The organism is Embleya sp. NPDC005575, assembly GCF_040605455.1.
In the GTDB taxonomy this organism is placed as follows: Bacteria; Actinomycetota; Actinomycetes; order Streptomycetales; family Streptomycetaceae; genus Embleya.
Map to the genome: position 1 here is coordinate 1 of NZ_JBEXCV010000130.1, position 25,779 is coordinate 25,779.

Annotated in this window: 25 protein-coding genes and 2 pseudogenes; 14 read left to right on the forward strand and 13 right to left on the reverse strand. The window is 71.3% G+C overall.

The genetic code is table 11. The features are described 5' to 3' along the window. The coding region (locus ABZS54_RS31970; protein WP_355543965.1) for a YkvA family protein at nucleotides 1-335 on the reverse strand (335 nt) is incomplete at its 3' end. Between the two features lie 18 nt (nucleotides 336-353). Then, on the reverse strand, nucleotides 354-1,733 hold the full coding sequence (locus ABZS54_RS31975) for an NADP-dependent succinic semialdehyde dehydrogenase (protein WP_355543968.1): 1,380 nt from the start codon (nucleotides 1,731-1,733) through the stop codon (nucleotides 354-356). Between the two features lie 133 nt (nucleotides 1,734-1,866). Here ABZS54_RS31975 and ABZS54_RS31980 point away from each other — a divergent pair, with 133 nt between their 5' ends. Continuing rightward, on the forward strand, nucleotides 1,867-2,202 hold the full coding sequence (locus tag ABZS54_RS31980; protein WP_355543971.1) for a glyoxalase superfamily protein: 336 nt from the start codon (nucleotides 1,867-1,869) through the stop codon (nucleotides 2,200-2,202). Nucleotides 2,203-2,227: 25 nt separating this feature from the next. On the opposite strand, the gene ABZS54_RS31985 is transcribed toward ABZS54_RS31980, so the two are convergent. Next, a complete protein-coding gene (locus ABZS54_RS31985) occupies nucleotides 2,228-2,899 on the reverse strand; it encodes a hypothetical protein (protein WP_355543974.1) in 672 nt (223 codons plus the stop codon). Between the two features lie 455 nt (nucleotides 2,900-3,354). After that, nucleotides 3,355-3,987: a TetR/AcrR family transcriptional regulator gene (locus ABZS54_RS31990; protein WP_355543977.1), complete on the reverse strand. Its 633-nt coding sequence runs from the start codon at nucleotides 3,985-3,987 to the stop codon at nucleotides 3,355-3,357. 100 nt (nucleotides 3,988-4,087) lie between these two features. Between ABZS54_RS31990 and ABZS54_RS31995 the strand changes: the two genes are divergently transcribed. From ABZS54_RS31995 to ABZS54_RS32025, 7 genes are all read left to right on the forward strand, one after another. Further along, nucleotides 4,088-4,747, forward strand: coding sequence for an NAD(P)H-dependent oxidoreductase (locus ABZS54_RS31995; RefSeq protein WP_355543980.1), 660 nt, complete (start codon nucleotides 4,088-4,090; stop codon nucleotides 4,745-4,747). Next, nucleotides 4,747-5,067 carry a multidrug efflux SMR transporter gene (locus ABZS54_RS32000; RefSeq protein WP_355543983.1) on the forward strand — a complete coding sequence of 107 codons (321 nt, stop codon included), beginning with the start codon at nucleotides 4,747-4,749 and terminating at the stop codon, nucleotides 5,065-5,067. The genes ABZS54_RS31995 and ABZS54_RS32000 overlap by 1 nt, the downstream gene beginning before the upstream one ends. A 182-nt stretch (nucleotides 5,068-5,249) precedes the next feature. Beyond that, entirely contained in the window at nucleotides 5,250-6,086 is an 837-nt protein-coding gene (locus tag ABZS54_RS32005; protein WP_355543986.1) for an ABC transporter ATP-binding protein, read from the forward strand. Between the two features lie 9 nt (nucleotides 6,087-6,095). Then, nucleotides 6,096-8,660: an FtsX-like permease family protein gene (locus tag ABZS54_RS32010; protein ID WP_355543989.1), complete on the forward strand. Its 2,565-nt coding sequence runs from the start codon at nucleotides 6,096-6,098 to the stop codon at nucleotides 8,658-8,660. Nucleotides 8,661-8,775: 115 nt separating this feature from the next. Beyond that, on the forward strand, nucleotides 8,776-9,912 hold the full coding sequence (locus tag ABZS54_RS32015; RefSeq protein ID WP_355543992.1) for a histidine kinase: 1,137 nt from the start codon (nucleotides 8,776-8,778) through the stop codon (nucleotides 9,910-9,912). After that, nucleotides 9,909-10,559, forward strand: coding sequence for a response regulator transcription factor (locus tag ABZS54_RS32020; protein WP_355543995.1), 651 nt, complete (start codon nucleotides 9,909-9,911; stop codon nucleotides 10,557-10,559). The genes ABZS54_RS32015 and ABZS54_RS32020 overlap by 4 nt, the downstream gene beginning before the upstream one ends. A 144-nt stretch (nucleotides 10,560-10,703) precedes the next feature. After that, the gene (locus ABZS54_RS32025; protein WP_355543998.1) at nucleotides 10,704-12,131 is read left to right on the forward strand and encodes a TerD family protein; all 1,428 of its coding nucleotides are present in this window, start codon (nucleotides 10,704-10,706) and stop codon (nucleotides 12,129-12,131) included. Between the two features lie 31 nt (nucleotides 12,132-12,162). Here ABZS54_RS32025 and ABZS54_RS32030 read toward each other — a convergent pair whose 3' ends face one another. Continuing rightward, on the reverse strand, nucleotides 12,163-12,855 hold the full coding sequence (locus tag ABZS54_RS32030; RefSeq protein ID WP_355544001.1) for a hypothetical protein: 693 nt from the start codon (nucleotides 12,853-12,855) through the stop codon (nucleotides 12,163-12,165). Between the two features lie 51 nt (nucleotides 12,856-12,906). Continuing rightward, the gene (locus ABZS54_RS32035) at nucleotides 12,907-13,599 is read right to left on the reverse strand and encodes a TetR/AcrR family transcriptional regulator (RefSeq protein WP_355544004.1); all 693 of its coding nucleotides are present in this window, start codon (nucleotides 13,597-13,599) and stop codon (nucleotides 12,907-12,909) included. 134 nt (nucleotides 13,600-13,733) lie between these two features. Here ABZS54_RS32035 and ABZS54_RS32040 point away from each other — a divergent pair, with 134 nt between their 5' ends. Together ABZS54_RS32040 and ABZS54_RS32045 are read left to right on the forward strand one after the other, a co-directional pair. Then, a complete protein-coding gene (locus ABZS54_RS32040; protein WP_355544007.1) occupies nucleotides 13,734-14,054 on the forward strand; it encodes a 4a-hydroxytetrahydrobiopterin dehydratase in 321 nt (106 codons plus the stop codon). Nucleotides 14,055-14,673: 619 nt separating this feature from the next. Next, nucleotides 14,674-15,207, forward strand: coding sequence for a hypothetical protein (locus ABZS54_RS32045; protein ID WP_355544010.1), 534 nt, complete (start codon nucleotides 14,674-14,676; stop codon nucleotides 15,205-15,207). Nucleotides 15,208-15,453: 246 nt separating this feature from the next. Here ABZS54_RS32045 and ABZS54_RS32050 read toward each other — a convergent pair whose 3' ends face one another. From ABZS54_RS32050 to ABZS54_RS32070, 5 genes and pseudogenes are all read right to left on the reverse strand, one after another. Then, on the reverse strand, nucleotides 15,454-16,488 hold the full coding sequence (locus ABZS54_RS32050; RefSeq protein WP_355544013.1) for an agmatine deiminase family protein: 1,035 nt from the start codon (nucleotides 16,486-16,488) through the stop codon (nucleotides 15,454-15,456). A gap of 157 nt (nucleotides 16,489-16,645) precedes the next feature. Next, nucleotides 16,646-18,319, reverse strand: coding sequence for an urease subunit alpha (locus ABZS54_RS32055; protein ID WP_355544037.1), 1,674 nt, complete (start codon nucleotides 18,317-18,319; stop codon nucleotides 16,646-16,648). A gap of 20 nt (nucleotides 18,320-18,339) precedes the next feature. Continuing rightward, nucleotides 18,340-19,188: an urease subunit gamma gene (ureA, locus tag ABZS54_RS32060; protein WP_355544016.1), complete on the reverse strand. Its 849-nt coding sequence runs from the start codon at nucleotides 19,186-19,188 to the stop codon at nucleotides 18,340-18,342. Between the two features lie 126 nt (nucleotides 19,189-19,314). Continuing rightward, on the reverse strand, nucleotides 19,315-19,557 hold the full coding sequence (locus tag ABZS54_RS32065; RefSeq protein WP_355544019.1) for a hypothetical protein: 243 nt from the start codon (nucleotides 19,555-19,557) through the stop codon (nucleotides 19,315-19,317). Between the two features lie 207 nt (nucleotides 19,558-19,764). Beyond that, nucleotides 19,765-19,902: pseudogene (locus tag ABZS54_RS32070) on the reverse strand (HAD family hydrolase); the annotation flags it as partial. A gap of 44 nt (nucleotides 19,903-19,946) precedes the next feature. On the opposite strand from ABZS54_RS32070, the pseudogene ABZS54_RS32075 reads away from it, so the two are divergent. Continuing rightward, nucleotides 19,947-20,246 (forward strand): annotated as a pseudogene (locus tag ABZS54_RS32075) (WYL domain-containing protein); the annotation flags it as partial. Here the strand turns inward: ABZS54_RS32075 and ABZS54_RS32080 are convergent. Beyond that, nucleotides 20,195-20,704 carry an inorganic diphosphatase gene (locus ABZS54_RS32080; protein ID WP_355544022.1) on the reverse strand — a complete coding sequence of 170 codons (510 nt, stop codon included), beginning with the start codon at nucleotides 20,702-20,704 and terminating at the stop codon, nucleotides 20,195-20,197. The pseudogene ABZS54_RS32075 and the gene ABZS54_RS32080 overlap by 52 nt on opposite strands. A 244-nt stretch (nucleotides 20,705-20,948) precedes the next feature. On the opposite strand from ABZS54_RS32080, the gene ABZS54_RS32085 reads away from it, so the two are divergent. Further along, nucleotides 20,949-21,731, forward strand: a complete 783-nt coding sequence (locus ABZS54_RS32085; RefSeq protein ID WP_355544025.1) for an enoyl-CoA hydratase-related protein — start codon at nucleotides 20,949-20,951, stop codon at nucleotides 21,729-21,731. A gap of 156 nt (nucleotides 21,732-21,887) precedes the next feature. Further along, complete coding sequence (locus ABZS54_RS32090) at nucleotides 21,888-23,330, forward strand: amino acid permease (protein ID WP_355544028.1); 1,443 nt, start codon at nucleotides 21,888-21,890, stop codon at nucleotides 23,328-23,330. A 21-nt stretch (nucleotides 23,331-23,351) separates the two neighbouring features. Here the strand turns inward: ABZS54_RS32090 and ABZS54_RS32095 are convergent, their stop codons facing one another. Beyond that, nucleotides 23,352-24,344 (reverse strand): DUF5996 family protein, encoded by a 993-nt coding sequence (locus ABZS54_RS32095; RefSeq protein WP_355544031.1) that lies wholly within the window; start codon nucleotides 24,342-24,344, stop codon nucleotides 23,352-23,354. A gap of 154 nt (nucleotides 24,345-24,498) precedes the next feature. Here ABZS54_RS32095 and ABZS54_RS32100 point away from each other — a divergent pair, with 154 nt between their 5' ends. Next, complete coding sequence (locus ABZS54_RS32100) at nucleotides 24,499-25,695, forward strand: flavin-dependent oxidoreductase (protein WP_355544034.1); 1,197 nt, start codon at nucleotides 24,499-24,501, stop codon at nucleotides 25,693-25,695. Nucleotides 25,696-25,779 lie beyond the last annotated feature (84 nt).

Here is a 25,779-nt window from a genome sequence, read left to right on the forward strand (position 1 = left end):
CCGAGGATCTGGTCCGGCTCGCGGATGCCGTACGCCGGGTGCACGTGTCCCCGGCCGTCGCGCGCACGCACCGCGCCGACCGAGCCGAGTTGGCGCAGCGCGTACAGCAGCACCGCGATGTCGTCGATCAGGATCGGGTCGGGCAGCAGGTCCACCGGGCTGATCGCGTAGATCAGCGCGCCCAGGAACAACGCCCGGTCGCGCGTGCTCGCGTCCGGGCCGCGCACCAGCCGCCTGGTCCGCAGCAATCTGCGGACCAGCACGACCACGACCACCAGCGTCACGACGAACACGAGCGCCGCGACGCCGATCAGGATCCAGAGCCAGGTGTCCACATGGGAACGTCTGCCCCGTCAGCCGCCGCCCACCCAGACCGTCTTGGCGTTGCAGAATTCCCGGATGCCCGAGTGGGCGAGTTCGCGTCCGTAGCCGCTGGTCTTGATGCCGCCGAAGGGCAGCTCGGGGTGGGAGGTGACCATGCCGTTCACGAAGACCGCGCCGGCCGCCAACTCGGCTGCGCAGCGCCGCTGTTCGTCTTCGTCGTCGGTCCAGGCGTTGGCTCCCAGGCCGAACGGCGTCGCGTTGGCCAGTGCGATCGCCTGGTCCAGGTCGGCGACCCGGTACAGCCCGGCAACCGGGCCGAACACCTCCTCGCGGTACATCCGCATGTCCGGGGTGATCTCGGCGACCACGGTCGGCGGGTAGTACCAGCCGGGGCCGGCGGGCCGCTCGCCGCCGCACAGGATCCGGGCACCCCTGGCCCGGGCGTCGTCGACCTGCTCGGTGACGTCGCGTACGCCCTGCTCCTGGGCGAGCGGGCCCACGTCGGTGCCCGCGGCGGTCGGGTCGCCGACCTGGAGCGCGGCCATGTTCGCGGTGAACGCCGCGGCGAAGGTGTCATAGACGTCGGTGTGCACGATGAACCGTTTGGCCGCGATACAGCTTTGTCCGTTGTTCTGGGTGCGGGCCGTGGTGGCCGTCTTCGCGGCGGCCTCGATGTCGGCGGAGGGCAGCACCAGGAAGGGGTCCGAGCCGCCCAGTTCGAGCACCGTCTTCTTCAGCTCGCGGCCGGCGATCGCCGCGATCGAGCGCCCGGCACCCTCGCTGCCGGTCAGCGTGGCGGCCACCACACGCGGGTCGGAGAGCACCCGCTCGACCAGCTTCGACCCGATCAGCAGCGTCTGGAAGGCCCCCTCCGGAAAGCCGGCCCGGGTGAACAGGTCGCCCAGGTACAGCGCGGTGCGCGGCACGTTCGAGGCGTGCTTGAGCAAGCCGGTGTTGCCCGCCATCAGCGCGGGCGCGGCGAACCGCATCGCCTGCCACAGCGGGAAGTTCCACGGCATCACGGCCAGCACCGGGCCCAGCGGCTCGTACCGTACGTACGCCTTCCGGGCGCCGACCGCGTCCGCATCGGCCGGCTCGTCGGCCAGGAACCCCGCCGCCCGATCGGCGTAGAACCGACACAACCGGGCGCACTTGGCCACCTCGGCCCCGGCGGCGGCGAGCGTCTTGCCCATCTCCGCGGTCATCATCGCCGCGACCTCGCCCTTCTCCGCGTCGAGCAGATCCGCGGCCCGCCGCATCGCCTTCGCGCGCACGTCGTACGAGTCCCGCCGATGGGCCCGGAACACCTCGTCGGACCGCGCGATGCGGGCCTCGATCTCCGGTTCACCGATCTCGGTGAACTCCTCGATCGTCTCCCCGGTCGCCGGATTGACGGACGCGATGGCCATGGACCCTCCAGATACGGATGATGATGCGACGGGCGCGGACATCGCTCGGTGCACCCCGCCGACCCGTTACCCACGCCGCGCCGGCTGACACAACGCCGACCGGCTGTCGTATCCGCCTGGGATCATCCGCGCCATGAAGGAACAAGCCATCCCGATCCTGCACGTGAGCAACGCCGCCGCGTCCGTCGGCTGGTACACCCGACTGGGCTTCGCCCAGGAGTGGGAACACCGTTTCGAACCGGGCTTCCCCGCGTTCGTGGACATCGCGCGCGGCGACGTGCACCTCTTCCTCAGCGAACACGCCGGCGACGCGACCCCGGACACGCTGGTCTACCTGCGGGTCGCGGATGTGGACGCGGTGGCCCGGGAATTCGGCCTGCCGATCGAGGAGGCACCGTGGGCTCGGGAGGTGCACCTGACGGACCCGGATGGGAATCGGGTGCGGGTGGGCAGGCCCAGGGAGGGGTGAGTCTCCGCGAGGGCGGCCGAGGGCATCACCCGACGGATGTGCTCACCTCCAGCACGATCCGGCCGTCGGCGACGCGTTCGGCGAGCGCACCGAGATGCTCTTTCTGGGTTTCGTCGATCCGTAGCCAGGTCAGGTCCGGAAGGTCGGCCAGGGGGCTCAGGTCGGTCACCGGGGAGCCCGAGATGCCCACGTCGCGCAGTCGTGGCAGGTCAGCCAACGGAGATACGTCCGTCACCGGCGATCCATCGGCGTACAGACGAGTGAGAGCGGATAGCCCGCGCAACGGGCTCAGGTCGGTGACCGGCGTATGTGCGACGCTGAGCACCTCCAGCTTCGGGTACTTCACCAAGCTCGACAGGTTCGCAATCTCCGCCCCGTGCACATAGAGATAGCGCAGGTTGAGCGACTCCGGCAGGACTCCCGCGTCCGGCAAAGGCTCGTGGTTGAAGTTCAGGCTGATGATCCAGGGAAGCCGCGCCAAGAGCGCCAGGCCGGCGAATTGTGCGCATCCGAGACCCAGCGACGTCACGTGCGGCAACTCCGCCAACGGGCTCAGATCCGTGATCGAGGTGCCGGCGATTCCGAGCGAATCGAGCTTCGGGAGCGCGGCGAGCTCTCGTTCGGGTATCTCCGACATCTCGGCCGGAAGGCCCACGTTCGTCACATCGGCACGCCCCGCCAGCAGTTCCAGCGCCATCAGGTTCGCCGTCGGCCGGCTCCAAGCGGGCGAAGTCGCCTTCGGCGTCCGCCAGTCGCCGGGTCAGCACCTGCGTCAGCCGATCCACGTCGTGCGCGCCGACCTCGCGCCGGACCCGCCGACGCGCCACCCGACCGCCCATCCGCACCGGCGCGTCGACCAGCCGTGCGCCCGGAGGTGCCGAGGTCAACCGACGCAGCATGCTCGCGATCGCCGTCGCCAACAGGCGTCCCTGTACCGGATCCACCTCTCGCCCCGTTTCCCGAGTCGGCCGGAGCTTCGAGTATGTCCCGATCGACGCCGACCGGGGTGGGGATCCCGAATCCTCACGAGCGAACGACCCGACCGCAGCCGGATCCGGGGGGCGGCGTGCGCGGCCGGCGGCTGTTCGACGCGGTCACGACCCACCACGGCCCAGCACCGCCGCGTAGCGAGGGGCCGTCGGGCTCACCCCGTTATTCGGGCGACTTCGGTCCGCTGTCGGTCAGCACGCCCCTGGCCAGTGCCGCCAAGCCGCGCTTGATGCGGTCGGGGGAGATGCCCTGTTCGCGCTGTCGCCGGTACACCTCCGGTGCCAGCGGTGCGAGCAGCGTGTCCGCGAGTGCCTCGGGGTCCGGGCAATCCGCCGCCAGGACGCGTACGTGTGTGAACCAGAACCCGTACGCGCCGGTGCGGTAGCGCGCGCTGCCGGTCTCCGCGCCCAGGAGCAGGTGTACGTGCCGCTCCAGCAGGTCGACCATCGCCGCGTAGAAGGCCGCCAGGCGCTCCGCCGGATCGCTTTCGTCCGGGCCCAACGGCGGTGCGCCACGCAGGATTTCGCTTTGCAACGCGCGCTCGTGCTCGTCCAGCAGGGCGCGCGCGATGGAGGCGCGGTCGGGGTAGCGGCGATACAGCGTGCCGCGGCCGATGCCCGCGGCCTTGGCGATGTCCTCCATCGTGATCTCGGCCGGATCGCCTGCCGCGAACAGTTCCTCGGCCGCGGCCAGCACGCGAGCCCGATTGCGCGCGGCGTCCGCACGTTCCCGCGGCGGCCCGGACCCGTCCGCGGTGACCGGAAGGCCGGTGAGCAAGTCGGTGCGTTTCGTCATGTCCCTACCCTAACCAGCAAGTGGACACATCGTCCACTTAGTGGCTACAGTCGGACCAACAAACGGACACTCCGTCCACTTAATCTTTTGGGGAGCATCCATGCCGCACCTCCTGCACCTCGACTCCAGTGCCCGCGCCGACTCCTTCTCCCGGGCCCTGGGCGCGGCCTTCGCCGACGCGTGGCGCGCCGCGCGGCCGGACGCCGAATACACCCACCGCGATCTGACCGCCCGCCCCGTGCCGCCGATCGACCAGGCATGGACCGAGATCTGCGACACGATGCTGCGCGAGGGCATCACCGCGATCCCGGACTACCCGCAGGCGGTCCGCACGCCCGAGCAGCGCAAGGCGTGGGACACGGTCGAACCGCTGTTGGCCGAACTGGTCGCCGCTGACGTCGTGCTGATCGGCTCGCCGATGTACAACTTCGGCGTGCCCGCCCAGCTCAAGAGCTGGATCGACCAGGTCACCTTTCCGAAGATGTCGCTGGCGCCGCGCCGCTTCGTGGTCGCCTCGTCGCGCGGCGGCTCCTACCTGCCGGGCACGCCGCGGGCGCCGTTCGACCACCAGACGCGCTACCTCGTCGACTTCTTCACCGGGCACTACGCGGTCTCGGACGCGATCGTGCTCGGTACCGAACTGACCAACTCGCTCGTGGACCCCGGGCTCGCCGAGCGCCGGGACCAGCACCTGTCCTCGCACGCGGAGGCGCTCGGCCGCGCCGCAGAGCTGGGGCGCTCACTCGTGGAGGCGTACTGATGGCCTGGTTGATCCTGCTTGGCGCGGGCCTCGTCGAGGTCGTGTGGTCGCAGAGCATCAAGCCCACCGAGGGATTCAGCAAACCGCTGCCGACGGTGATCTGCGTCCTGCTCGGTGCGACGGCGGTGTACCTGCTCTCGGTCGCCATGCGCGATCTGCCGGTGGGTACGGCGTACGCGGTGTTCACCGGAATCGGCACCGTCGGCGCGATCACGCTGGGCATCACGTTCCAGCACGACGCGCTCAGCGCGGGCCGGATCGCGGCGCTCGCACTGATCGTGGGCGGGCTGGTGCTGGCCCGGCTGACCTCGACGGCGTGAGCGCGACCCATCTGGCCTCGACCCGGCGGGCACGGGCCGGCGCACCATCGTCGGCCCGACAACAAAGGACAAACAGGATGCAACTTTAGTGACAGCTCTGCGCACGTTCGCGGCTATCGAGCACACCCGCCCGAGCCGGAGGCTGAGGAGGTGTCAGGACCCCCAGTCAAGGAGCACACCGCATGTCTCCCGGAAACCGTCGGCGCCCCCCGACCACGACTCCCCCGGCGAACCGGCTCGCCGAGCCGGATGTGTACCAGCGCATCGATCACGACGATCGGGCCAAGGGCAGCGCGGCCGGTTCCCGGGGCCTGACCAAGTGCTACGGCGAGGGTGAGACCCGGGTGGTCGCGCTGGACGAGGTCGACGTGGAGATCGGCCGTGGTCGGTTCACCGCGATCATGGGCCCGTCCGGGTCCGGCAAGTCCACCCTCATGCACTGCCTCGCGGGCCTGGACTCGGTCACCTCCGGGCAAAGCTGGATCGGCGACACCGAGATCACCGGGCTCAAGGACAAGGCCCTGACCCGGCTGCGCCGGGACAAGATCGGTTTCATCTTCCAGGCGTTCAACCTGCTGCCGACGCTGACCGCGCTGGAGAACATCACGCTGCCGATGGACATCGCGGGCGTCAAGCCGGATCCGGCCTGGTTGGACACCGTGATCGACACGGTCGGTCTGCGCGACCGACTCAAGCACCGGCCCAGCGAGCTCTCCGGCGGTCAGCAGCAGCGCGTGGCGTGCGCCCGCGCTCTGGCGAGCAAGCCGCAGATCATCTTCGGCGACGAACCGACCGGCAACCTCGACTCACGCTCCGGCGCGGAGGTGCTCGGCTTCCTCCGCAGCAGTGTGTACGACCTGGGTCAGACCATCGTGATGGTCACCCACGACCCCAACGCGGCGTCCTACGCGGACCGGGTGTTGTTCCTGGCCGACGGCCGGGTCGTGGACGAGATGTTGTCGCCGACCGCGGACACGGTGCTTGCGCGCATGCAGCGCTTCGCCCGTTCCGCGAACTGAGGCGCCGCCATGCTGAAGGCGACGTTCCGCAGCTTCCTCGCCCACAAGGCGAGAATGGTCCTGTCCGCACTCGCGATCCTGCTGTCGGTCGCGTTCGTGGCAGGCACCCTGATGTTCACCGACACGATCAGCAAGACCTTCCACGACCTCTCCCGCACGGCCGCGGCCGACGTCACGGTCAAGCCCAAGTCGGAGTTCCGCGAGGACCGGCTCGGCCGCACCGGCCAGCAGCCGACGGTGCCCGAGAGCACGGTGGCCGCCATGCGCACGGTGCCCGGCGTAGCCGACGCACACCCCGACGTCACGGTGACCAACGTGATCATCGTCGACGGCAAGGGCAAGAAGGTCGGCCTGACCTCGGAGCCCCAGGTGCAGGCGGCCGACTGGTTCCCGAACAAGCAGTCCCCGGTCGCGCTGAAGAAGGGCCGCGCACCGCAGGGACCGAACGAGATCGTGCTGGACAGCGACGCGGCCGGCCACAACAAGGTCGAGGTCGGCGACAAGGTGCACGTGGTCGCCGCGGCGGGCGCGTTCGATCCGACCGTGGTGGGGCTGGCCGATTACAAGACCATCAACCCGGGGGTGACCCTGCTCTTCCTGGACGGCACCGCCGCCCGGGAACGGCTCCTGGGCAAGCCCGGCGTGGTCACCTCGGTGTCGCTCACCGCGCAGTCCGGCGTCGACCAGAAGGAGCTCAAGACCCGGGTCGCCGCCAAGCTCGGCACGAGCTTCGACATCAAGACCCGGGAGGAGGAGGCCGACGCCGCCTCCGCCGACCTGGGCGAGGCACTCAACGTGATCAAGTACGCGTTGCTCGGCTTCGCAGGCGTCTCGCTCCTGGTCGGCACGTTCCTGATCTTCAACACCTTCTCCATGCTCGTCGCCCAACGCACCCGCGAACTGGGTCTGTTGCGCGCGATCGGAGCCAGTCGGGCCGACGTGAACCGCTCGGTGCTCCTGGAGGCGCTGCTGCTCGCGGTGGTCGGATCCACACTGGGCCTGCTCGGCGGATTCGCGCTCGGGCAGGGACTGCTGACGCTGATGAGCGCGGTCGGCGTCGACCTCAAGGGCACCCCGCTGGAGGTCAAACCCGCGACGCCGATCATCGCGTACACGGTCGGCGTCCTGGTCACCGTGGTCGCCGCCTACCTGCCCGCTCGCCGGGCCGCCCGAGTGAGCCCGATGGCCGCGCTGCGCGAGGCTGGCGCCCCGCCCGCGAAGTCGTTGCGCGGACGGGCGATCTGCGGCAGCGTGACAACCGTGCTCGGCGCGATCGCGCTGGCGATCGGCGCGTCCGCGACCAAGCTGGACCCGGCGCACGGGCTGGCCCTGGCGGGCGGCCTGATCGGCACCCTGGTCGGCTTCATCGTGCTCGGGCCGGTGCTGGCCCGCCTGGTGATCCCGTGGCCGGCGGGGGCGTTCCCACGTCTGTTCGGCACGGTCGGCCGGCTCAGCCGGGAGAACGCGCTGCGCAATCCGCGCCGCACCGGCGCCACGGCCGCCGCACTGATGATCGGCGTCGCGCTGGTCGCCTCGCTGTCGGTGGTAGCCACGTCGATGAAGGACTCGGTGGGCAAGCAGATCGACCAGCGCCTCGGCGCCGACTTCACCCTCGAGAGCAGCGGCGGGCTCAACTTCGCCCCGGACGTGTCGGAAACGGTGCGCAAGGTGCCGGGCGTGAGCGACGTGGTGCGCCAGCGCGAGACCGAGGCCAAGGTCGTCTTCAACGGGTCGACCGAGACCATCTCGGTGACCGGCGCCGACCCGGGCATCGACGCGATGATGAAGCAGAAGTACACCGCGGGCAGCGCCGCCGACGCACTGGCCGCGGGCAAAATCGCGCTGCCCAAGTCGTACGTGAAGAGTCGCCACCTTGGCGTCGGCGGCACGGTGACGCTGCGCACGCCCAACGGGAAGAGCGCGGAGCTGCGGGTCGGCGCGGTGATCGACGACGAAGGCATCGGACTGGGCAACGCGGGCGCCGGCATGGTCGGTCTGGAGACGCTGAGCAAGCTGGTCCCGGAGCTGCTCGACTCGGTGATCATGGCCAACACCGCCGACGGAGCGAAGAGTTCACAGGTGCGGGCGGCCCTGGAGACCGCGCTCAAGCCCTTCCCGCAGGTGCAACTGCGCGATCAGGCGGACTACAAGCAGACCGTGCAGGACCAGACCAACCTGGTGCTGCAAATGGTCTACGGCCTGCTCGGGCTCGCGATCATCATCGCGATCCTGGGCGTGGTGAACACGCTGGCCCTGTCCGTGATCGAGCGCACGCGCGAGATCGGACTGCTCCGGGCGATCGGCATGTCGCGCGTGCAACTGCGGCGGATGATCCGGCTGGAATCGGCGGTGATCGCGGTGTTCGGCGCGGTGCTCGGGCTCGCCCTCGGGGTGGGCTGGGGTGTCTCGGCGCAGCGCATGCTGGCGTCGCAGGGCCTGGACGTGCTGACCATCCCGTGGCTGACCATCGCCGAGGTCGTCATCGGCGCGGGCGTCGTGGGCCTGCTCGCCGCCCTGCTGCCGGCCCTGCGGGCCTCGCGGATGAACGTGCTGGCCGCGATCTCCACGGAATGACCACCCTTCGATGATCGACACCACCGCGACATCCGACGGTGCGCCGGCGTCCCCCGCCGGTGCACCGTCGGCGGTGCTGCCGCGACCGGCGTCCGAGCCCGGCTACCGTGGCCGGGTGAGCTTTCGTGCCTGGTCGGCGCCCCGCCGTTCGTTCGGGTTCGACGTACTGGTCTCGGCGATCGCCATCGCGCTGGGGTCGGCCCTGCGGATGGGGCGCTCCTCGGGCCTGGTCGACTGGCCGTACGTACACCAGGCGAGCGCGGTGGTGGCCGGCACGCTGCTCCTGAACCGCAGGCGCGCGCCGTTCGGCTCGGGGGTGGCGATCTGTGCCGTGTCCCTCGTCCATCCGACACACGTGCTCTTCTTCGCGGCCTACGCCGCCGGGGCCTACGTCGAGGACCGGCGGCGCGCGGGTGCCCTGATCGGCGGTCTGGTGCCGGCGACCGCCCAGCCGTGGAACCACCCGGATCCGTGGAGCATCGTCGGCAGCGCCAGTGTCGCCCTGGTGCCGGCGCTGCTCGGCCTCTATGTCGCCGCCCGCCGCCGGTTGCGCCTGGATCGGGGCGATCGGGTGAAGCGCGAACGCGAGTTGCTCTTCGAGCAGGTGCGGATGCAGGAACGGGCCCGGATCGCGGGCGAGATGCACGACGTGATCACCCACCGGGTCAGCCTGATGGTGCTCCAGGCGGGCGCCCTGCGCACCCGGGCCCGGGACGAGGAGGTACGCGCGGCGGCGGAGGAGCTGCGCATGGTGGGCTGCAAGGCGCTGGAGGAGTTGCGCGGTCTGGTCACGGTGACCCGCTCCGAGCAGCAGGTGGGTTCGGTGGTGGCCGCGCCGCGCGCGGTGCTCGACGTGTCCGATCTGGTGGCCGACTCGCGCTCGGCGGGCGTGTCCGTCGACGTGATCACCCTCGGCGAGCCACACGCCACCTCGCCGGTGGTCGGTCGGGCCGCCTATCGGGTCGTCCAGGAGGGGCTGACCAACGTGCACAAACACGCACCGGGCGCGGTGGTGGACGTACGACTGCACTACGTGGGCGACGAGGTGCAGATCACCGTGCGAAACTCGGCTCCCACCCGGGCCGTCGACGTCGCCCTGGGCACCGGTGGCAGCGGTCTGCTCGGCCTGCGCAAGCGGGTCGAGCTGGTGGCCGGCACGCTGCGCACCGGCCCGCTGCCCGACGGCGGCTACGAACTGCTCGCCGTACTGCCGGCCGGCGCATCGACCACGACCACCGGAGACCCCGCATGATCCGCGTCCTGCTCGTCGACGACGAACGTATGGTGTGCGCGCACCTGCGCACGATTCTCGGTGTGGCCGCCGACCTCGAGGTGATCGGCGAGGCGTACGACGGCGCGGAGGCGGTCGAGTCGGTCCTGCGCCATCGGCCCGACCTGGTGCTGATGGACCTGCACATGCCGGGGGTGGACGGGCTGACCGCGATCGAGCAGATCGTCGACCTGCCGAACGCGCCCCGGGTGATCGTGTTGACCACGTTCGGCCTGGAGCAGTACATCCTGCGCGTGTTGCACGCGGGCGCGGCCGGGTTCCTGCTCAAGGACACTCCGCCGGAGGATTTGATCGGCCTGGTCCGGGTCGCGATGGACGGGCACACCGTGCTCTCCCCGGCGGTGACGCGCGACCTGGTCACCGCGTCCTCTGGGCGCAACGCGGCCCGCGAGCGCGCGGCACTGGCCGTCGCGTCGCTGACCGAGCGCGAGGTCGAGGTGCTCACCTGCGTCGGCGAGGGGTTGTCCAACGCGCAGACCGCCGACCGACTGTTCCTCAGCGAGACGACCGTCAAGAGCTACGTCTCCCGCATGCTCACCAAGCTGGACTGCGCAAACCGCACGCAGGCCGGCCTACTGGCCTACGACGCGGGCTTGATCCGCCGCTGACCCGAGCGACCGGCCGACCGGCGGTCGGGGGGCGCGCGGGCTCGGTGCGGTGGGCCGCGTGAGCTCGGTGCGGTGGGGCCGCGTGCTCGGTAATCTCGGAGGCCTCCGGCTCCGGTCGGAGATCCGTGAACCGGAGGGGTGCGCATGTCGGTGACGCTCGCGAAGGGTGGCAACTGCCCGTTGGCGGTGGCCTCCGTGCTGGTGGAGGTCGCCTCCGAGGCGCCCGTGGACGTCTCGGCGCTGCTGCTCGCCGGATCCGGAAAGGTGCGCTCGGACGCCGACTTCGTCTTCTACAACCAGCCGACCGGGCCCGGTGTGCAGCTCCGGGCGGGCGCGCCGGGCCGACCGGCCGCGGTGCAGGTGGACACCGCGGCGGTGCCCCCGGACGTGCAGACCATCGTGGTGACGCTGAGCCTGGACGACGGCCCCGGCACACCGGTCACCTTCGGCGGGACGGCGCCGCCCACCGCGACCGTGCGCGACGCCTCCGGCGAGGCGCTGGTCACCTTCACCCCGCACGGGCTGGGCCGGGAGACCGCGCTGGTGATGCTGGAGCTGTACCGGCGCGGCGGCGCGTGGAAGGTGCGCGCGGTCGGCCAGGGCTACGCAAACGGACTCGCGGGCATCGCCACCGACTTCGGCGTCGCGGTCGACGACGAGCCGGCCCCGCCCTCCGGCCGCCCCGGCACTCGGCCACCGACTGGGTCCCCGCAGCAGACCGAGCCACCGACCGCGCCGCAGACCCAGGCCACGACGCGTCCCCAGACCCCGACGTCCGACGGCCCGGCACCGACACCTGCTGCTCCGCTGCTGCCGCACGAACCGCCCCGGCCCACGCCGATCCCGCCTCCGGTGCCACGCCGCCCGGCGACCGTGCAGCCCACCCCACCTCCGACGCCGGCCCCTCCGCCACCTCCTGCCCCTGCCCCTGCCCCTGCCCCGACGGTCGCGGCCACCGCCCCGATCCCGGTCGGCGACACCCGCACCGCCGGGCCGATCAACCTCGACAAGGGCCGGGTCAGCCTGCGCAAGGACCAATCGGTCTCGCTGGTCAAGACCGGCGCACCGCCGTTGACCCGGATTCGGATGGGCCTGGGCTGGGACCCGGCCAAGGCCGGCAGCAGCATCGACCTCGACGCATCCTGTATCGCGTTCGACGCGCGGGGCAAGAAGGTCGTCACCGTCTGGTTCATGAAGCTGTCCGGTCTGGACGGCGCGATCGTGCACTCCGGCGACAACCTGACCGGTGAGGGCGAGGGTGACGACGAGTCGATCGTGGTGCGGCTGGACGCGCTGCCGCCGCAGGTCACCGGACTCGTGTTCACCGTGAACTCGTTCCTGGGGCAGAAGTTCACCGAGGTCTCCCGAGCCTTTTGCCGCCTGGTCGACGACACCACCGACGCCGAGTTGGTGCGCTTCGACCTGTCCGCCACCGAGCCGCGTACGGGCGTGCTGATGTGCATGCTGGTCCGCGAGGGTCCGTCCTGGACGATGACGGCACTCGGCCGCTTCGCCGACGGCCGCACGGTGCGCAAACTGGTGGACCCGGCCCGCGAGGCGCTCGGCTACTGACCCGGCACGGTCGGCACCGAGCCGGGTGGGATCACGGACAGCGCTCGCCGTACTTGACCACGCCCACGTTCACCGTGTCCGTGACGGGTTGCCCTTCGGGCGGGCGCTGGGTGCAGACGATCCAGTGCGTCTCGATCAGCACGAGCCGACTCCCGCCCAGATCCTCCGTCTTGACGTGCGCGTCGCCGCGCAGCGCCCGGCGGACGACGGTGACGCTGCGGCCGACCAGGTTGGGCATCCGGCCGTCGACCACCTCGGGAGCGTCGGTCGGCACGGTGCCGGCCGGGCACTTCTCGTCGTGCCGGACCACGCCCAGGTCGACCGGGAGCTCCTTGGCCAACGGCCCCGGCTCGGGAGTCTGGTCGCACACCTTCCAGTTGCTGAACACGAACTGCCTGCGGCCGCGGCCGCTCGCGTCGTGCGACGTGACGAATCGGTAGCCGGCCCGGCGGGCGCCGTCCCACGCCTGTTGCAGGTCGACACCGACCACGTCCGGCAGCACGTTCTTCGGCACCGGTGACGGCTTGGCCCGGCGGGTCGGCGGCGCTGCCGACGCCGGCCCGGTGGGGGCCGCCGCTGCGGCCGCGACCCGCGCGCCGTCGGCCGCCGCCGCCGTCCCGGTGTCGTCCTTGCGTTCCCGGTGCACCAGCCCCACGATCACCAGCACCGCGACGACCGCACAGACCACCCCGAGCCGCTGCCTCGGGTTCCGCCACCACGTCATGTCCCCACGATGCGGCCGGAGACCGCGAAACGGGAGCGATTCACCCCCCGATCACCTGTTCGTGTGGTTCGCGCCCGAATCCGTAACCGCGCCCGAATCCGCAGCCGCGTCGGCGGACTCGTCGACGCCGTCGGCGACCGCACCCGCGAACCCCTGCCGGCCGCCCTCCGCCCCGGACGCCTCCCGCACCGCGAACCCGATCGCCTGCCGCAACATCTCGGCCCGGGAAGGTCCCGGCGAGCCGATCACGATTCGCGTGGCCAACCCGTCCAGCAACGCGTGCAGCCGCAGCACGTATCCGTCCGGGTCCGGGTGCGGCCCGATCATCGCGCGCAGGTCCGCCATCCACGGGCCCTCGATCTCCGCGCTCGCGGCCAGTACCTCCGGGTCGGCCAGCGAACGCGTCCACACCTCCAGCCACAACGTCCACCGCGAGTCGGCCCGCTCGTCGGGCAGGTAGAGGTCGATGTAGCCGGCGAGTCGCTCGGCGAGCGGCACCTCGACGGCGGCAAGCAGCGCCCGGCGGCGCTCCGCGAACCCCTGCTCGCTCCACCGCAGCGTCTCCACGAGAAGTTGCTCCTTGGACCCGAAGTAGTACGCGACGTGGCCGCCACTGATCCCGATCCGCTTGCCCAGGCCGGCCATGGTCAGTTGGGCCAGTCCGTGCTCGGCGATCGCATCCATCGCCGCCTGGAGCACCACCTCCCTGGGCTGTTCCAGCCGCTTGCGCCGTGTCCCCGCCATGCTCGGCACCCCTGGTTCGTTCGACGGCGGACCTCGCCTGCCGTCATGTTAGAACGTCGTTCAATACCGCGCTCGGCGAACCGGCGCCGCCATACTTGCGAGAGGCAGCACCCACCCCGACGAGAGGACCCACCGTGGCACCCCAGCCGCTCACCGACGCCGAACTGACCGAGGCCCTCGCCGACCTCCCGGGCTGGCAGGTCACCGACGGTGAACTGACCGCGACCTACAAGTGCGCCCGAGCCGACGTGCCCGCGTTCTACGCGACCGTGGCCGCCGCCGAGGACCAGGCGAACCACCACGCCCGGATCACCATCCTGTACGGCACCCTGTCGTTCGCGCTGACCACCCACGACGCGGGCGACCGGATCACCGCCACCGACGTCGAGTTCGCCACCCGAGTGGCCTCCTTCGCCGCCGCCCACGGCGCACGGAACACCACCGCGCAGGACTGAGCCCACCCCACCGGCGCCCCGCCGCCCATCAAGCCGAACCCCGAAGACGGCAACGACTCGGCCGGGGCGCAACACACAGCGCCACCACCTTGAACCAAGCCCACCCCACCGGCGCCGCGCCGCCACCGAGCCGAACCCCAGGAGCGCCGACGACTCGACCGGGGCGCAGCGCACACGGCACCACCCAAAAGCCAAGCCCGGCCCCGCCGCCACCGAGGCGAACCCCGAAAGCGGCAACGACACGCCGGGGCGCAACTCACGGAGTCACCGCGAGCCGATCGAGCCGGCGCGGCGCGGCGATGGTGCTCCCGAACCGGTCCGGAAGCACCGCGTACGGCCGCCCGACGTCGAAGCACCCACCCCGACAGGTGACAGCGTTCCCTCCCTCGGCACCGAGGCCGGGGCGGCCCTGCTCCAGGCACCCCGGTCCACACCACCCCTACCCACGACGCCTCGCCCGCGGCCACCCCCCGCGTCGAGCCGCGCCGGCGCCGGCCCGCCCGAGCCCGGCACGCGTCCACCCGCGCCCATCGCGCACGGGCCGCCGGGCCACACAGCCTTCACTCGGCGCTTCCTGGCCGTTCATCCGGACGACCCGCGCGCGGCCTAGCCTCCGAGCATGAGCACCGACGCACCGGCGTCCCACCCCGTCTCGGCCACCGTTCGCGGCTGGATCCTCCCGATCGCCGGCGCCGGCTCGGCCGGTTGGCTGATCGGGACGTACGCGATCCGCGCCGCCGCCCAGGGCTCGTGCGACGACTTCGGGCAACGCGGCTGCACGGGAGACGACTTCGGCCCGTCCCTGATCGGCCTGGCCGGCCTCGTGCTCCTGCTCGCCCTGGTCGCCGGCGCGGTCGCGGCCACGGCCGGCCGCCGCGGCCTGCCCGCGTTCGCCGGCGCCCTGCTGTTCGCGGGCACCGTCGCCGTACTGGCCGCGTTCACCGAACCCGCCTCCGAAGGCGGTTGGTACGTCCCCACCGCGACCGCCGTCGCGCTCGTCGTCCTGCTGTTCACCCTCGCCGCGTTCGGCACGAGCGAACGGCGCCCGGCACCGGCCCGGACACCGAGCGCCGCCGATACCGCGAAGCAGGCCGAGCCGCTCGGCGCCGCGGGCTCGGGATCCGACGGCAGCGCGCCCACCGAGCGCCGCTGATCATTCATCGCCCGTTCGGCGGTGGCCCCAGGGTCCGCCCGTGACCATCGAAGCACCCGCCGCACCCGGCCCGCGCGCCCACTGGGTCTGCCGAGGCGCGACTTCCACGACTGCGCCCTCACCGTGGGCGTACGGCACCCGCACCCGCACCCGACTGGCGTACGACACCCGAGCGCCCGTCGGCACGTTGCGCACGCGGGCCCAAGCCGCGGCGGCGGGGCGAGCGACCCGCCGCCCCGCCCGACCTCACACCTTCGGCTGCTGCTGGGTGATGCAATGGATGCCACCGCCGTTGGCGAAGATGTCGCGGGCGTCGACGAGTTCGATCGTGCGGCCGGGGAAGAGCTTGCCGAAGGTCGCGGCGTTCTCCTCGTCGCGCGGGTCGTCGAACGCGCACAGGATCACCGCGCCGTTGGCGACATAGTGGTTGATGTAGCTGAAGTCGACCCAGTCGTCATGCGCTTCGAGCACGGTCGGCGCCGGGATCTCGACCACTTCGAGCGCACGGCCCCGGGCGTCGGTGGAGGCGCGCAGCAGCGCCACGTTCTCCTTGCCGACCTCGTGGTCCGGGTGTGCCGGGTCCGGCTGCACGTGGGCCAGGACCAGGCCCGGGCGGGCGAACGACGCGACGATGTCGATGTGCCCCCGGGTGCCGTACAGCCCGTAGTCGCGGGTCAGTCCGCGCGGCAGCCAGATCACCTTTCGCACACCGAGGAACGCCTTCAGTTCGTTCTCGACCTGCTCCCTGGTCCACCCGGGGTTGCGGCCCTCGTCGAGTTGCACGGTCTCGGTGATCAACACCGTGCCCTCGCCGTCGACATGGATGCCACCGCCCTCGTTGACCATCCGCGACGTGTAGCGCCGGGCGCCCACGGCCTCGATCACGTGCTCGGCGATGTTTCGGTCGTGCTCCCAGGAGGCCCACTCCTGGGCGCCCCAGCCGTTGAAGATCCAGTCGGCGGCGGCCAGTTCACCCTGTCCACCGGTCAGGAACGTCGGGCCGATGTCGCGCATCCACGCGTCGTCGAGCGGGCGCTCCAGCACGGTGAGCGGCCGGCCGACGTACCGCGCCACGGTGCCCGACTCGCCGATGTCGGTGATCAGCGTCACCGGCTCGTAGCGGGCGATCGTCTCGGCCACCCGACCCCACGCGGTCCGCGCGGTGTGCAGGTCCTCCTCGCCGAAGGTCTCGTTGGGGCTGGGCCAGGCCATCCAGGTGCGCTCGTGCGGAACCCACTCCGCCGGCATCGAAAAGCCGTCTGCGGCCGGGGTGTTCGTCATCTCGGAAATCCTTCGGACTCGGATCCGCGGCGGGTCTGCCGGCGGACGACGCGGGGTCGACCGGGGAAGCCGGCAGTCCCGCCGCGGGGACTACGGGAGGTATGCGGGCGCACCGGCACCGGCAGGTACGCGGGTGCGTGGCGCAAGTACGCGGGCGCTACAGGAAGTACAGGCGGTTCAACGACACCGATTCGGCGGCCTGCGACATGACGGGTACGCCGTCCATCGTCACCGCCCCGGTGTCCGCGGCGACCCGAACCTCCGCCAGTCGGTTGTTGTGGATCATCGCCGCCGGGCCGATCCCCCGGGTGCCGCGCACACCCACCCGTCGGCGCCGCGTCGGCATCAGGTCGCCGCCTGTGGCCGCCGCCGCCTGCGAGGTGAAGGCCACCGACAGTTCCGCCGGTGCCGCGCCGTGTGCACCGAACTGCGGTCCCAGGACCAGCGGTTCGCAGTTGTCGGTGGACGCATTCGGGTCGCCCACCACGCCGTAGGCCGGGAACCCGCTTTTGAGCACGAGTTGCGGCTTGGCGCCGAACCACTGCGGATGCCACAACACCAGGTCGGCCATCTTGCCGACCTCGATCGAGCCGACCTCGTGCGCCAGACCGTGCGCGATCGCCGGATTGATGGTGAGCTTGGCGATGTAGCGCTTAACCCGTTCGTTGTCGTGCCGTTCGTGCTCGGCGCCGCGTTCGAGCTTCATCTTCCCGGCCATCGCGAAGGTGCGCCGCACGGTTTCGCCCGCGCGGCCCATGCCCTGCGCGTCGGAGGACGTGATCGGGATGACCCCGAGGTCGTGCAGCACGTCCTCGGCGCCCATCGTGCCCGCCCGGATGCGGTCGCGCGCCATCGCGGCGTCGCCCGGCAGGTCGGTCTTGAGGCCGTGTGCGGACACGATCATGCCGAAGTGCTCGCCCAGCGCGTCGCGGCCGAACGGCAGCGTGGGGTTGGTCGAGGAGCCGATCACGTTGGCCACCCCGGCCATCCGCATCACGTTCGGCACGTGCCCGCCGCCGCACCCTTCGATGTGGTATGCGTGGATGGTCCGCCCGTCCAGCACGGACAGCGTGTCGTCCACGGACAGGCACTCGTTGAGGCCGTCGGTGTGCAACGCGACCTGTACGTCGTGGTCTTCGGCCACCCGCAGCGCGGTGTCCAGCGCCCGGGCGTGCGCGCCCATGTCCTCGTGCACCTTGAAGCCGGACGCACCACCCTCGATCAGCGCCTCGTCCAGCGGCCCCCGTCCCGAGGACGAACCCCGGGCCAGGAAGGCGATGTTGACCGGCCAGGCGTCGAACGCGGAGAACGCGTGCCGCAGCGCCCAGGGCGAGTTCACCCCGACGCCCCACACCGGACCGAACTCCTGGCCGACGATCGTGGTCACCCCGGAGGCCAGCGACGCCTCCATGATCCGCGGCGACAGCAGGTGCACGTGCGTGTCGATGGCTCCGGCGGTGGCGATCAGCCCCTCGCCGCTGACGATCGTGGTCCCGGTGCCGACCACGACCTCGACGCCGTCCTGCGTATCGGGATTGCCCGCGCGGCCGATCGAGGCGATCCGGCCCTCGCGGATGCCGATCGAGACCTTGCGGATGCCCTGGATCGCGTCGATCACCACGACGTTGGAGATCACCACGTCGCACGTGTCGCGGACCGGGATCGCCTTCAGGTGCAGGCCGTCCCGGGCGGTCTTGCCGAAGCCCGCGAGAAACTCGTCGCCGGGCAGCGCCGAGTCGTGTTCGATCTCGATCACCAGCCCCGAGTCGCCGAGCCGCATCCGGTCGCCGGCCCTGGGGCCGTACGTGGACGCGTAGTCGCGCGGGTCCATCACATCACCACTGCCGCCGCTCACCGGACGCCACCTTCCTTGCCGTTCCCCGAATCCGACGCCCCGTCGACGGCAGCCGCCGAGCCGCCCGGCTCCGCGCCCAGGTATCCGCACGCGTGGGCTTTGCGCAGCGCCTCCTCCAGCGCGCCCGGCGCATCCAGCGGCCCGTCCACGAGTCCCGCGAAGCCGATCGCCACCCGCGCCCCGCCGATCGGCACCAACCGCACCTCGACCGTCGCACCGGGGTCGAAGCGCACGGTGGAGCCGGCCGGGATGGCCAGGCGACGCCCGTAGCCGATCGCCCGGTCGAAGCGCAGCCTCGGGTTGGTCTCGAAGAAATGGAAGTGCGACGTGACGCTGATCGGCACCTCGGAGGTGTTGGTCACCGAGACCGGCGCCAGGTCGGCGTCCGCGTACGGATCCACCGCCGGTCCGCCCGGAATCACCGCGCCCGGCGCGTCGTCGCCCAGCGAGCCGGGGCCGGACACGGGCGCCGCGACCGCGCCGGAGCGCGATCCGTGCCCGTGGCAGTGCACCTCGCTCTCGCCCACCGGCAGGCCCTCGCCGGAGCGGAACGGGTCGGTCACCACCGCCAACCGGGTCGCGTCGTCGAACACCGCCTCGACCTTGACGTCGGCCAGCACGTCCACGACACCCGGCAGCACGTCGCTCACGCCGAGTACCGAGCGCGCGGCGTCGATCGCCTCGGCCAGCCGGGCCCCGTCCCGGGCCGCCTCGCACACGGTGTCCGCGATCAGCGCGGCGGCCTCGGGCACGTTCAGGAGCAGCCCCCGGGCCCGCCGCGCGCGGGCCAACTCGGCGGCTGTGAAGATCAGCAACCGGTCCCGCTCGGTGGGCGTCAGCCGCATGCGTACCTCCGTATTGAATGGCGTTCAAACCGCATTGAACGCCATTCAATACCACCTGTCAACGCCCTCGCGAGGTGTCGGCGGACCCGTTCTCCCGGGGCGACGACGCCCGCCGCAGCGTCCGGCTCAACGAGCCGGACGCGCGGCCAGGCCGTCCGGGAGCAGCCGCAGGCCGGCCTCGAAACCGCGCTCGTCCAGTCGGGCGGTGCCGCCGATGCCGCGTGCCGAACTCCTGCCCCGGGTCCAGGCGTTGTTCGCCGAGCAGAACCGGCACGGGTCACCGGCGTACACATCCCGGACGACGCGCCGCGCACCGTCGACACCCTGACCGGGTTGACCGAGGAGCGGCGGCTGGGCATGCGGATCCACCTCGCACCGTGGTGCCCACCCGGCGACGTGGACGATCTCGCCCAGCGGATCAGCGAACTGCGCTCCCTCGACGGGCTGGTCCGATCGCCGCGGTCAAGTTCTTCACGGACGGTGCGATCGACGGCGGCGGGGCCGCGCGCTCCCGGCCGGTTTCCGGGCGTTCGCGGCGCGGTCCCCGCGCGGCCGTCGCGCGGTCCCGGCGCCGGCTCAGGCCCCGGCCGTGCGCAGCAGTTCCGGCAGGGCGCTCATGTCGTCGAAGAGCACCGCACCCGAATCCGCCAACCGCTCCGCCGTGGTCAGTCCGCCGATGTAGCCGAACGCCCGCATCCCGGCCGCCCTACGCGCCGGCCGCGCAGGTCGCCGCCCGACTCGGCGACGCACTGGGTGGCGGCGCCGAGCCGGGCGGCCCTCGGTTGCACGCGCTCGACGCGGGCAGTTGCCGGCTGACCGGCTACGCCGACGCGCTCGACTGGCTCGCCTTCCGCCTGTCCATGCTCGGCTGCGCGTTCGACGTGCATGAACCGCCCGAGCTGCGCGAGCACCTGCGCGCACTGGGCGGTCGGGTCGCCCGCGCGGCAGGCGACGTCGCCGCCCGGACGCACCCGGCGCCGGGGCGTTCAGCGCCTGGCCCGGGCGCTCATCGGCCCTCGAACGGCCAATCGCCGCCGTCGAGTTCGCGTCGTTCGTAGGCCGCCACGATCTCCTTCTCGGCGGCGTCCCGACCCTCCCAGTGGGAGCCCTCCACCGACTTGCCGCGTTCCAGATCCTTGTAGACCTCGAAGAAGTGTGCGATCTCGTTGAGTTGGAACGCCGGGACATCGCCAATGTCCTGTATCGGCTGCCGGCGCGGATCGCGAGCGGGCACGCACAGGACCTTCTCGTCCGGACCCTTCTCGTCGCTCATCACGAACATCCCGACGGTGCGACACCGAATCAGACAGCCGGGAAAGGTCGGCTCGTCCAGCAACACGAGCACGTCGAGCGGGCCACCGTCGCCACCCAGGGTGCGATGCACGAACCCGTAGTCGGCGGGATAGGCGGTGGACGTGAACAACATGCGGTCGAGCCTGATGCGTCCCGTGCGGCGGTCCATCTCGTACTTGTTCCGACTGCCCGCGGGAATTTCCACGACGACGTCGAACTCCACGACGGCTCCTTAACGGCCTATGGATCAAGACCCGATATGCGCGGCATTCCGTATTCCTGACGTACCGTCGAGGACTTTCCCACGTCACCGCGCCGTTACGCACGTGAAGCACGGGGCAACCGGGCCATCGACACCCCGCGACCACCCGATCGCATCGTCCCTTGACTCGGTCAACTAAGTAAGGTTTCCTGTCCATCGACCCACCGCATCCACGCCCCGCACCCGCACACCACCAGGAGCAGCCGTGATCCGGATCGAGGACGCCGACCGCGTCAGGACCATCACCCTCGACCGCCCCGAAGCGCTCAACGCGTTCAACGAGGCGCTCTACGACGCGACCACCGAGGCGCTGATCGACGCGGCGGCCGACCCGACGGTGGCGGTGGTGGTGCTGACCGGCGCCGGACGGGCGTTCTCGGCGGGCACCGACCTGATCGAGATGGCCCAGCACAACAGCGGGACCAAGATCCGCGGCAAACACGGCTTCGGCGGCATGGTCGACCGGGTCCAGGCGTTCCCCAAGCCGCTGCTGATCGCCGTCAACGGGCTCGGCCTGGGCATCGGCGCGACCATCCTGGGCTTCGCCGACCTCGCCTTCATGGCCGACACCGCACGTCTGAAGTGCCCGTTCACCTCGCTCGCGGTGGCTCCGGAGGCGGCCGGCAGCGTGACCTTCCCGCAGTTGCTCGGCCGGCAGAACGCGATGTGGGCGTTGCTGAGCAGCGAGTGGCTCAGCGCCGCCGAGTGCCTGGAGATGGGCCTGGTGTTCAAGGTGTGCCCGGCCGACGAACTGCTCGACGTGACCATGCGACACGCCCGGATCCTGGCCGCCAAGTCGATCCCGTCGCTGATCGAGTCCAAGCGGGTGGTCCTGGAGGGACTCGGCGACCAGATCGCCCAGGCCCGCCGACGCGAGAACGCGGCCTTTGGCCGACTGCTCGGCAAGCCCGCCAACATCGAGGCCCTGACCGCCTTCGCCGAACGGCGCGAACCCGACTTCGCGGCGATCGACGCCCGCGAGGGCTGAGGCCGCGGCGCGGACCGGGTGCGGGCAGGGGCGGGGCGTCCTCGTCCGCCCGCGCTCGAACAGCCATGGATTGTCGGATTTGCCGGATGCCTCCGGGACTGCGGGATACTGTCTGCTCCCGCACGACCGTTCCAGTCCCCAGGATCAGCGCCACCCATGAGCAGCCCACACACCCCGGACAGCGCCGCCGACCCCGGCCCCGGCCGGACCGACACCGGCCCCGAGGGCACCCACCACCTCGGTCACACCCTCAAGCCCCGGCACATGACCATGCTCGCGCTCGGCGGCGCGATCGGGGCCGGGCTCTTCGTCAGCACCGGCGCGGGCATCCACACCGCCGGGCCGGGCATCCTGATCTCCTACGCGCTCGCCTCGGTGCTGGTGTTGCTGGTGATGCGGATGCTCGGCGAGATGGCGGCGGCCGTGCCGCGCAGCGGTTCGTTCTCCGAGTACGCGGGGGCCGCCTTCGGGCGGTGGGCCGGCTTCACCGTGGGTTGGCTGTACTGGTGGATGGTCACCATCGTGCTGGCCGTCGAGGCGTCCGGCGCCGCGGCGATCGCGCACGGATGGGTGCCGGGCATCCCGATCTGGGTGTTCTCGCTGATCATCATGCTGGTGTTCACCGGCGCGAACCTGCTCGCCGTGCGCTCGTTCGGCGAGTCCGAGTTCTGGTTCGCCACCATCAAGATTTTGGCCATCGTCGGGTTCCTGGCACTCGGCGTGGCGGCGATCGTGGGATGGCTGCCCGACGTCGACGCGCCCGGGCTGAGCAACCTCACCGGCAACGGCGGCTTCCTGCCCAACGGGTGGGACGGGGTGATCACCGGCCTGCTCGCGGTCGCCTTCTCCTTCGGCGGCCTGGAGATCGTCACCATCGCCGCCGCCGAGTCGAACGACCCGGCCCGCAATGTGGCCCGCGCGGTGCGCGCCGCGGTATGGCGGATCCTGCTCTTCTACATCGGTTCGGTGGCGATCATCGCGACCCTGCTGCCGTGGGATTCCGACCGGCTCGGCAGCCCGTACGTCTCCGTTCTGGAGGACATCGGCATCCCGGGCGCCGCGCACGTGATGGACGTGGTCGTCTTCACCGCGCTGCTCTCCGCCCTGAACTCGATGTTGTACGGCGCTTCGCGGATGGCGTTCTCGCTGTCCCGGCGCGGCGAGGGGCCCCGGCGGCTGTCCCGGGTGGCGGACAACGGCGTCCCGCGGACCGCCGTACTGGCCTCCTCGGCGTTCGGCTTCCTGGCCGCGCTGCTCAACGTGTGGTGGCCCGAGCAGGTGTTCAAGCACCTGCTGAACTCGGTCGGCGCGATGCTGCTCTTCGTCTGGTTCGCGATCGCCGCGTCGCAGCTGGTGCTGCGCCGCCGGATCGAGCGCGAGGACCCGGGCCGCCTGCTGGTGCGGATGTGGGGCTTCCCGTATCTGACCTGGTTCGTGATGCTCGCCCTCGCGGCGGTGTCGATCCTGATGCTGTTCGACACCAACGCCCGCCCCCAGCTGCTCTCCTCGGTCGTCGTGGTGGCCGTCGTACTGGGCTTCGCCCTGGTCCGCGAGGCCCGCCGGCGCGACCTGCGCAGGCGGGCGGACGGCCGGTTCTGACCCGACTCCTGGCCACGGCGCTCACAGACCGGCGCGCGCCAGGGCCTGGAGCTGCTCGCTGGTCGGGCACCAGTTGGACCGCATCTCGTCGGTCGGCCAGCCCGCCAGGGTGGCACTCGCGGCGAAGTTGGACTGGAGGTAGCCCAGCAGCGTGCGGCGCGGGTCCTCGGCCAGGCGGACCACGTCGTAGGGGAGCGTCGACCGCGAGCCGTCCGGCAGCCAGGCCGCCTCGCGCGGCGACAGCGGCTGCTTCTCGACGCCGTCCGGCTTGGGCGCGGCGTAGGAGTAGTAGGCCGGATAGGTGACGGTCGGGTCACCGGCCCAGAAGCCGAACGAGATCACCTCGTGCGAGTACGCCTCGGCGGTCACCGGATCCACGCCGCTCGTCGGTGGCTCGACCCGCTTGCCGGAGAACCGGGTCAGCGCGAGGTCGAACGAGTGCCAGAACAGCTGTACGGGCGAGGTCTTGCCGTCGAACCAGCCCATGAACTCCTCGAACACGTCCGCCGACCAGGTCAGGATTCGCCAGAAGCGCTGCGCGTACTCGGCCTGGTAGCTCGCGTGCGCGGTGTCCTCACGAAACGGCGTGCTCAGGTGCGGTACGCCGAACGGCCGCTCCAGCAACGGCACGTCGATGCCCAGGTCGGCCAGCACCCCGTGCACCGCGACATCGAACTCGGTCACGCTCAGCCCGTCCACGAGTGCGATCTCGCGCACGTCGCCGCGATCGGTGCGAAAGACCACGCGGTGGTCGACGAAGTCGAACGCGATGTCGAACGCGATGCCGGCCATGGTCATCCGGCGCGTGGTAAAGCCTCGGGCGTCCACCGTGAAGGTGATGTTCCACCAGTGGTTCTGTGGATGGCTCACGGCGAGCTTGACCTTGCCGACGATCTGCGCGAACAGGTGCAGCGTGTCGAGGGTGTCCACCCAGGCGTCGTAAGGGAGTTCCGGAAGCCGAGGCGGCTCGGCGGGCTCGGCGGCCCGTGCGCGGTTGCTCGAAGGGGTACCCATGCGCCGATTCTCGCCTTTCGACACCCCATCCGCCCCGTTTTGCTCCGCCGTCCGGGCCGGTCCACGCGATTGCGCGCCACCCCCCGAACGGGCGGACGCGGCCGGCGCGTACCCTGCGTGCGACAACATCCCAACCACCTGTACAGGGGCACTCGTGCGCGTTGTCGTCGCCGGAGCCGGCATCGGCGGGCTGGCCACAGCCCTGAGTCTGTACGCGGCGGGTATCACCGACGTGACCGTGTACGAGGCGGTCGAGGAAATCCGCCCGCTCGGCGTCGGCATCGACCTGCTGCCGCACGCGGTACGCGAACTGAGCGAACTGGGCCTGTACGACGACGTCGCCGAGATCTCGGTGGCCACCGCCGAGTCGGTCCACCACGACCGCTTCGGCCGGCGGCTCCGCACCGAGCCGCGGGGTCTGGCCGCCGGCTATGCGTGGCCACAGTTCTCGGTCCACCGGGGCGAGTTGCAAATGCTCCTGCTGCGCGGCCAACTGGCCTGGCTGGGCGCCGAGTCGCTGCGTACGGGCCTGCGGCTGAGCGGCTACGCCCAGACCGCCGACGGAGTCACCGTCGAGTTCACCGACCCCGCCGGCAATACCGTCACCGACGAGGCCGACGTGCTGATCGCCGCCGACGGCATCGACTCGGCGGGGCGCGCGCTGATGTACCCGAGCGAGGGTCCACCCACCTGGCACGGCCGGGTCCTGTGGCGCGGCGTGTCACCCGCACCGGCCTTGCTCACCGGCCACACCACGATCGTGGCGGGTGACGGCGACCAGAGGTTCGTCGCGCACCCCCTGCGAGCAGCCGAGGGCGAGCGCCCCGCACTCCTGAACTGGCTCGCCGAACGCCCCCACCCGGGCCCGCCGGCACAGCCCGGCGACTGGCAACGACCGGCCGAACTCGACACGATCCTGGCCCACTTCGCGGACTGGGAGTTCGACTGGCTGGACGTACCGACGCTGATCGCGAACGCGGACGTCGCGTACGAATACCCGATGGTGGACCGCGACCCACTGCCGAGCTGGTCCGACGGACGGGTAACCCTCCTCGGCGACGCGGCCCACGCCACGTTCCCGATCGGCATCGACGGCGCCTCCCAGGCCATCCTCGACGCACGCGTCCTGGCCCACGAACTGGCCACCCACAGCGACCCGATCGAGGCCCTCTCCCGCTACGAGGAACTACGCCGCCCGGCAACGACGACCCTGCAACAAAGCAATCGAGCCCACGGCCCAGGCACGCTCCCCCACCCCACGCCCACCCCCGGCACGGGCCACGACGCCAAGGCCCTGAACGAACGGGCGTCCTACTCGGTAACCAACAACAAAACAACAACCGAAAGCTGACCAATCCCCCACCCACCGCACCACGCGAAGTACACTCCGGCCGGCGACGGGCAGGGGGCGGGCGGGCGCGGGCCGACGGGCGGG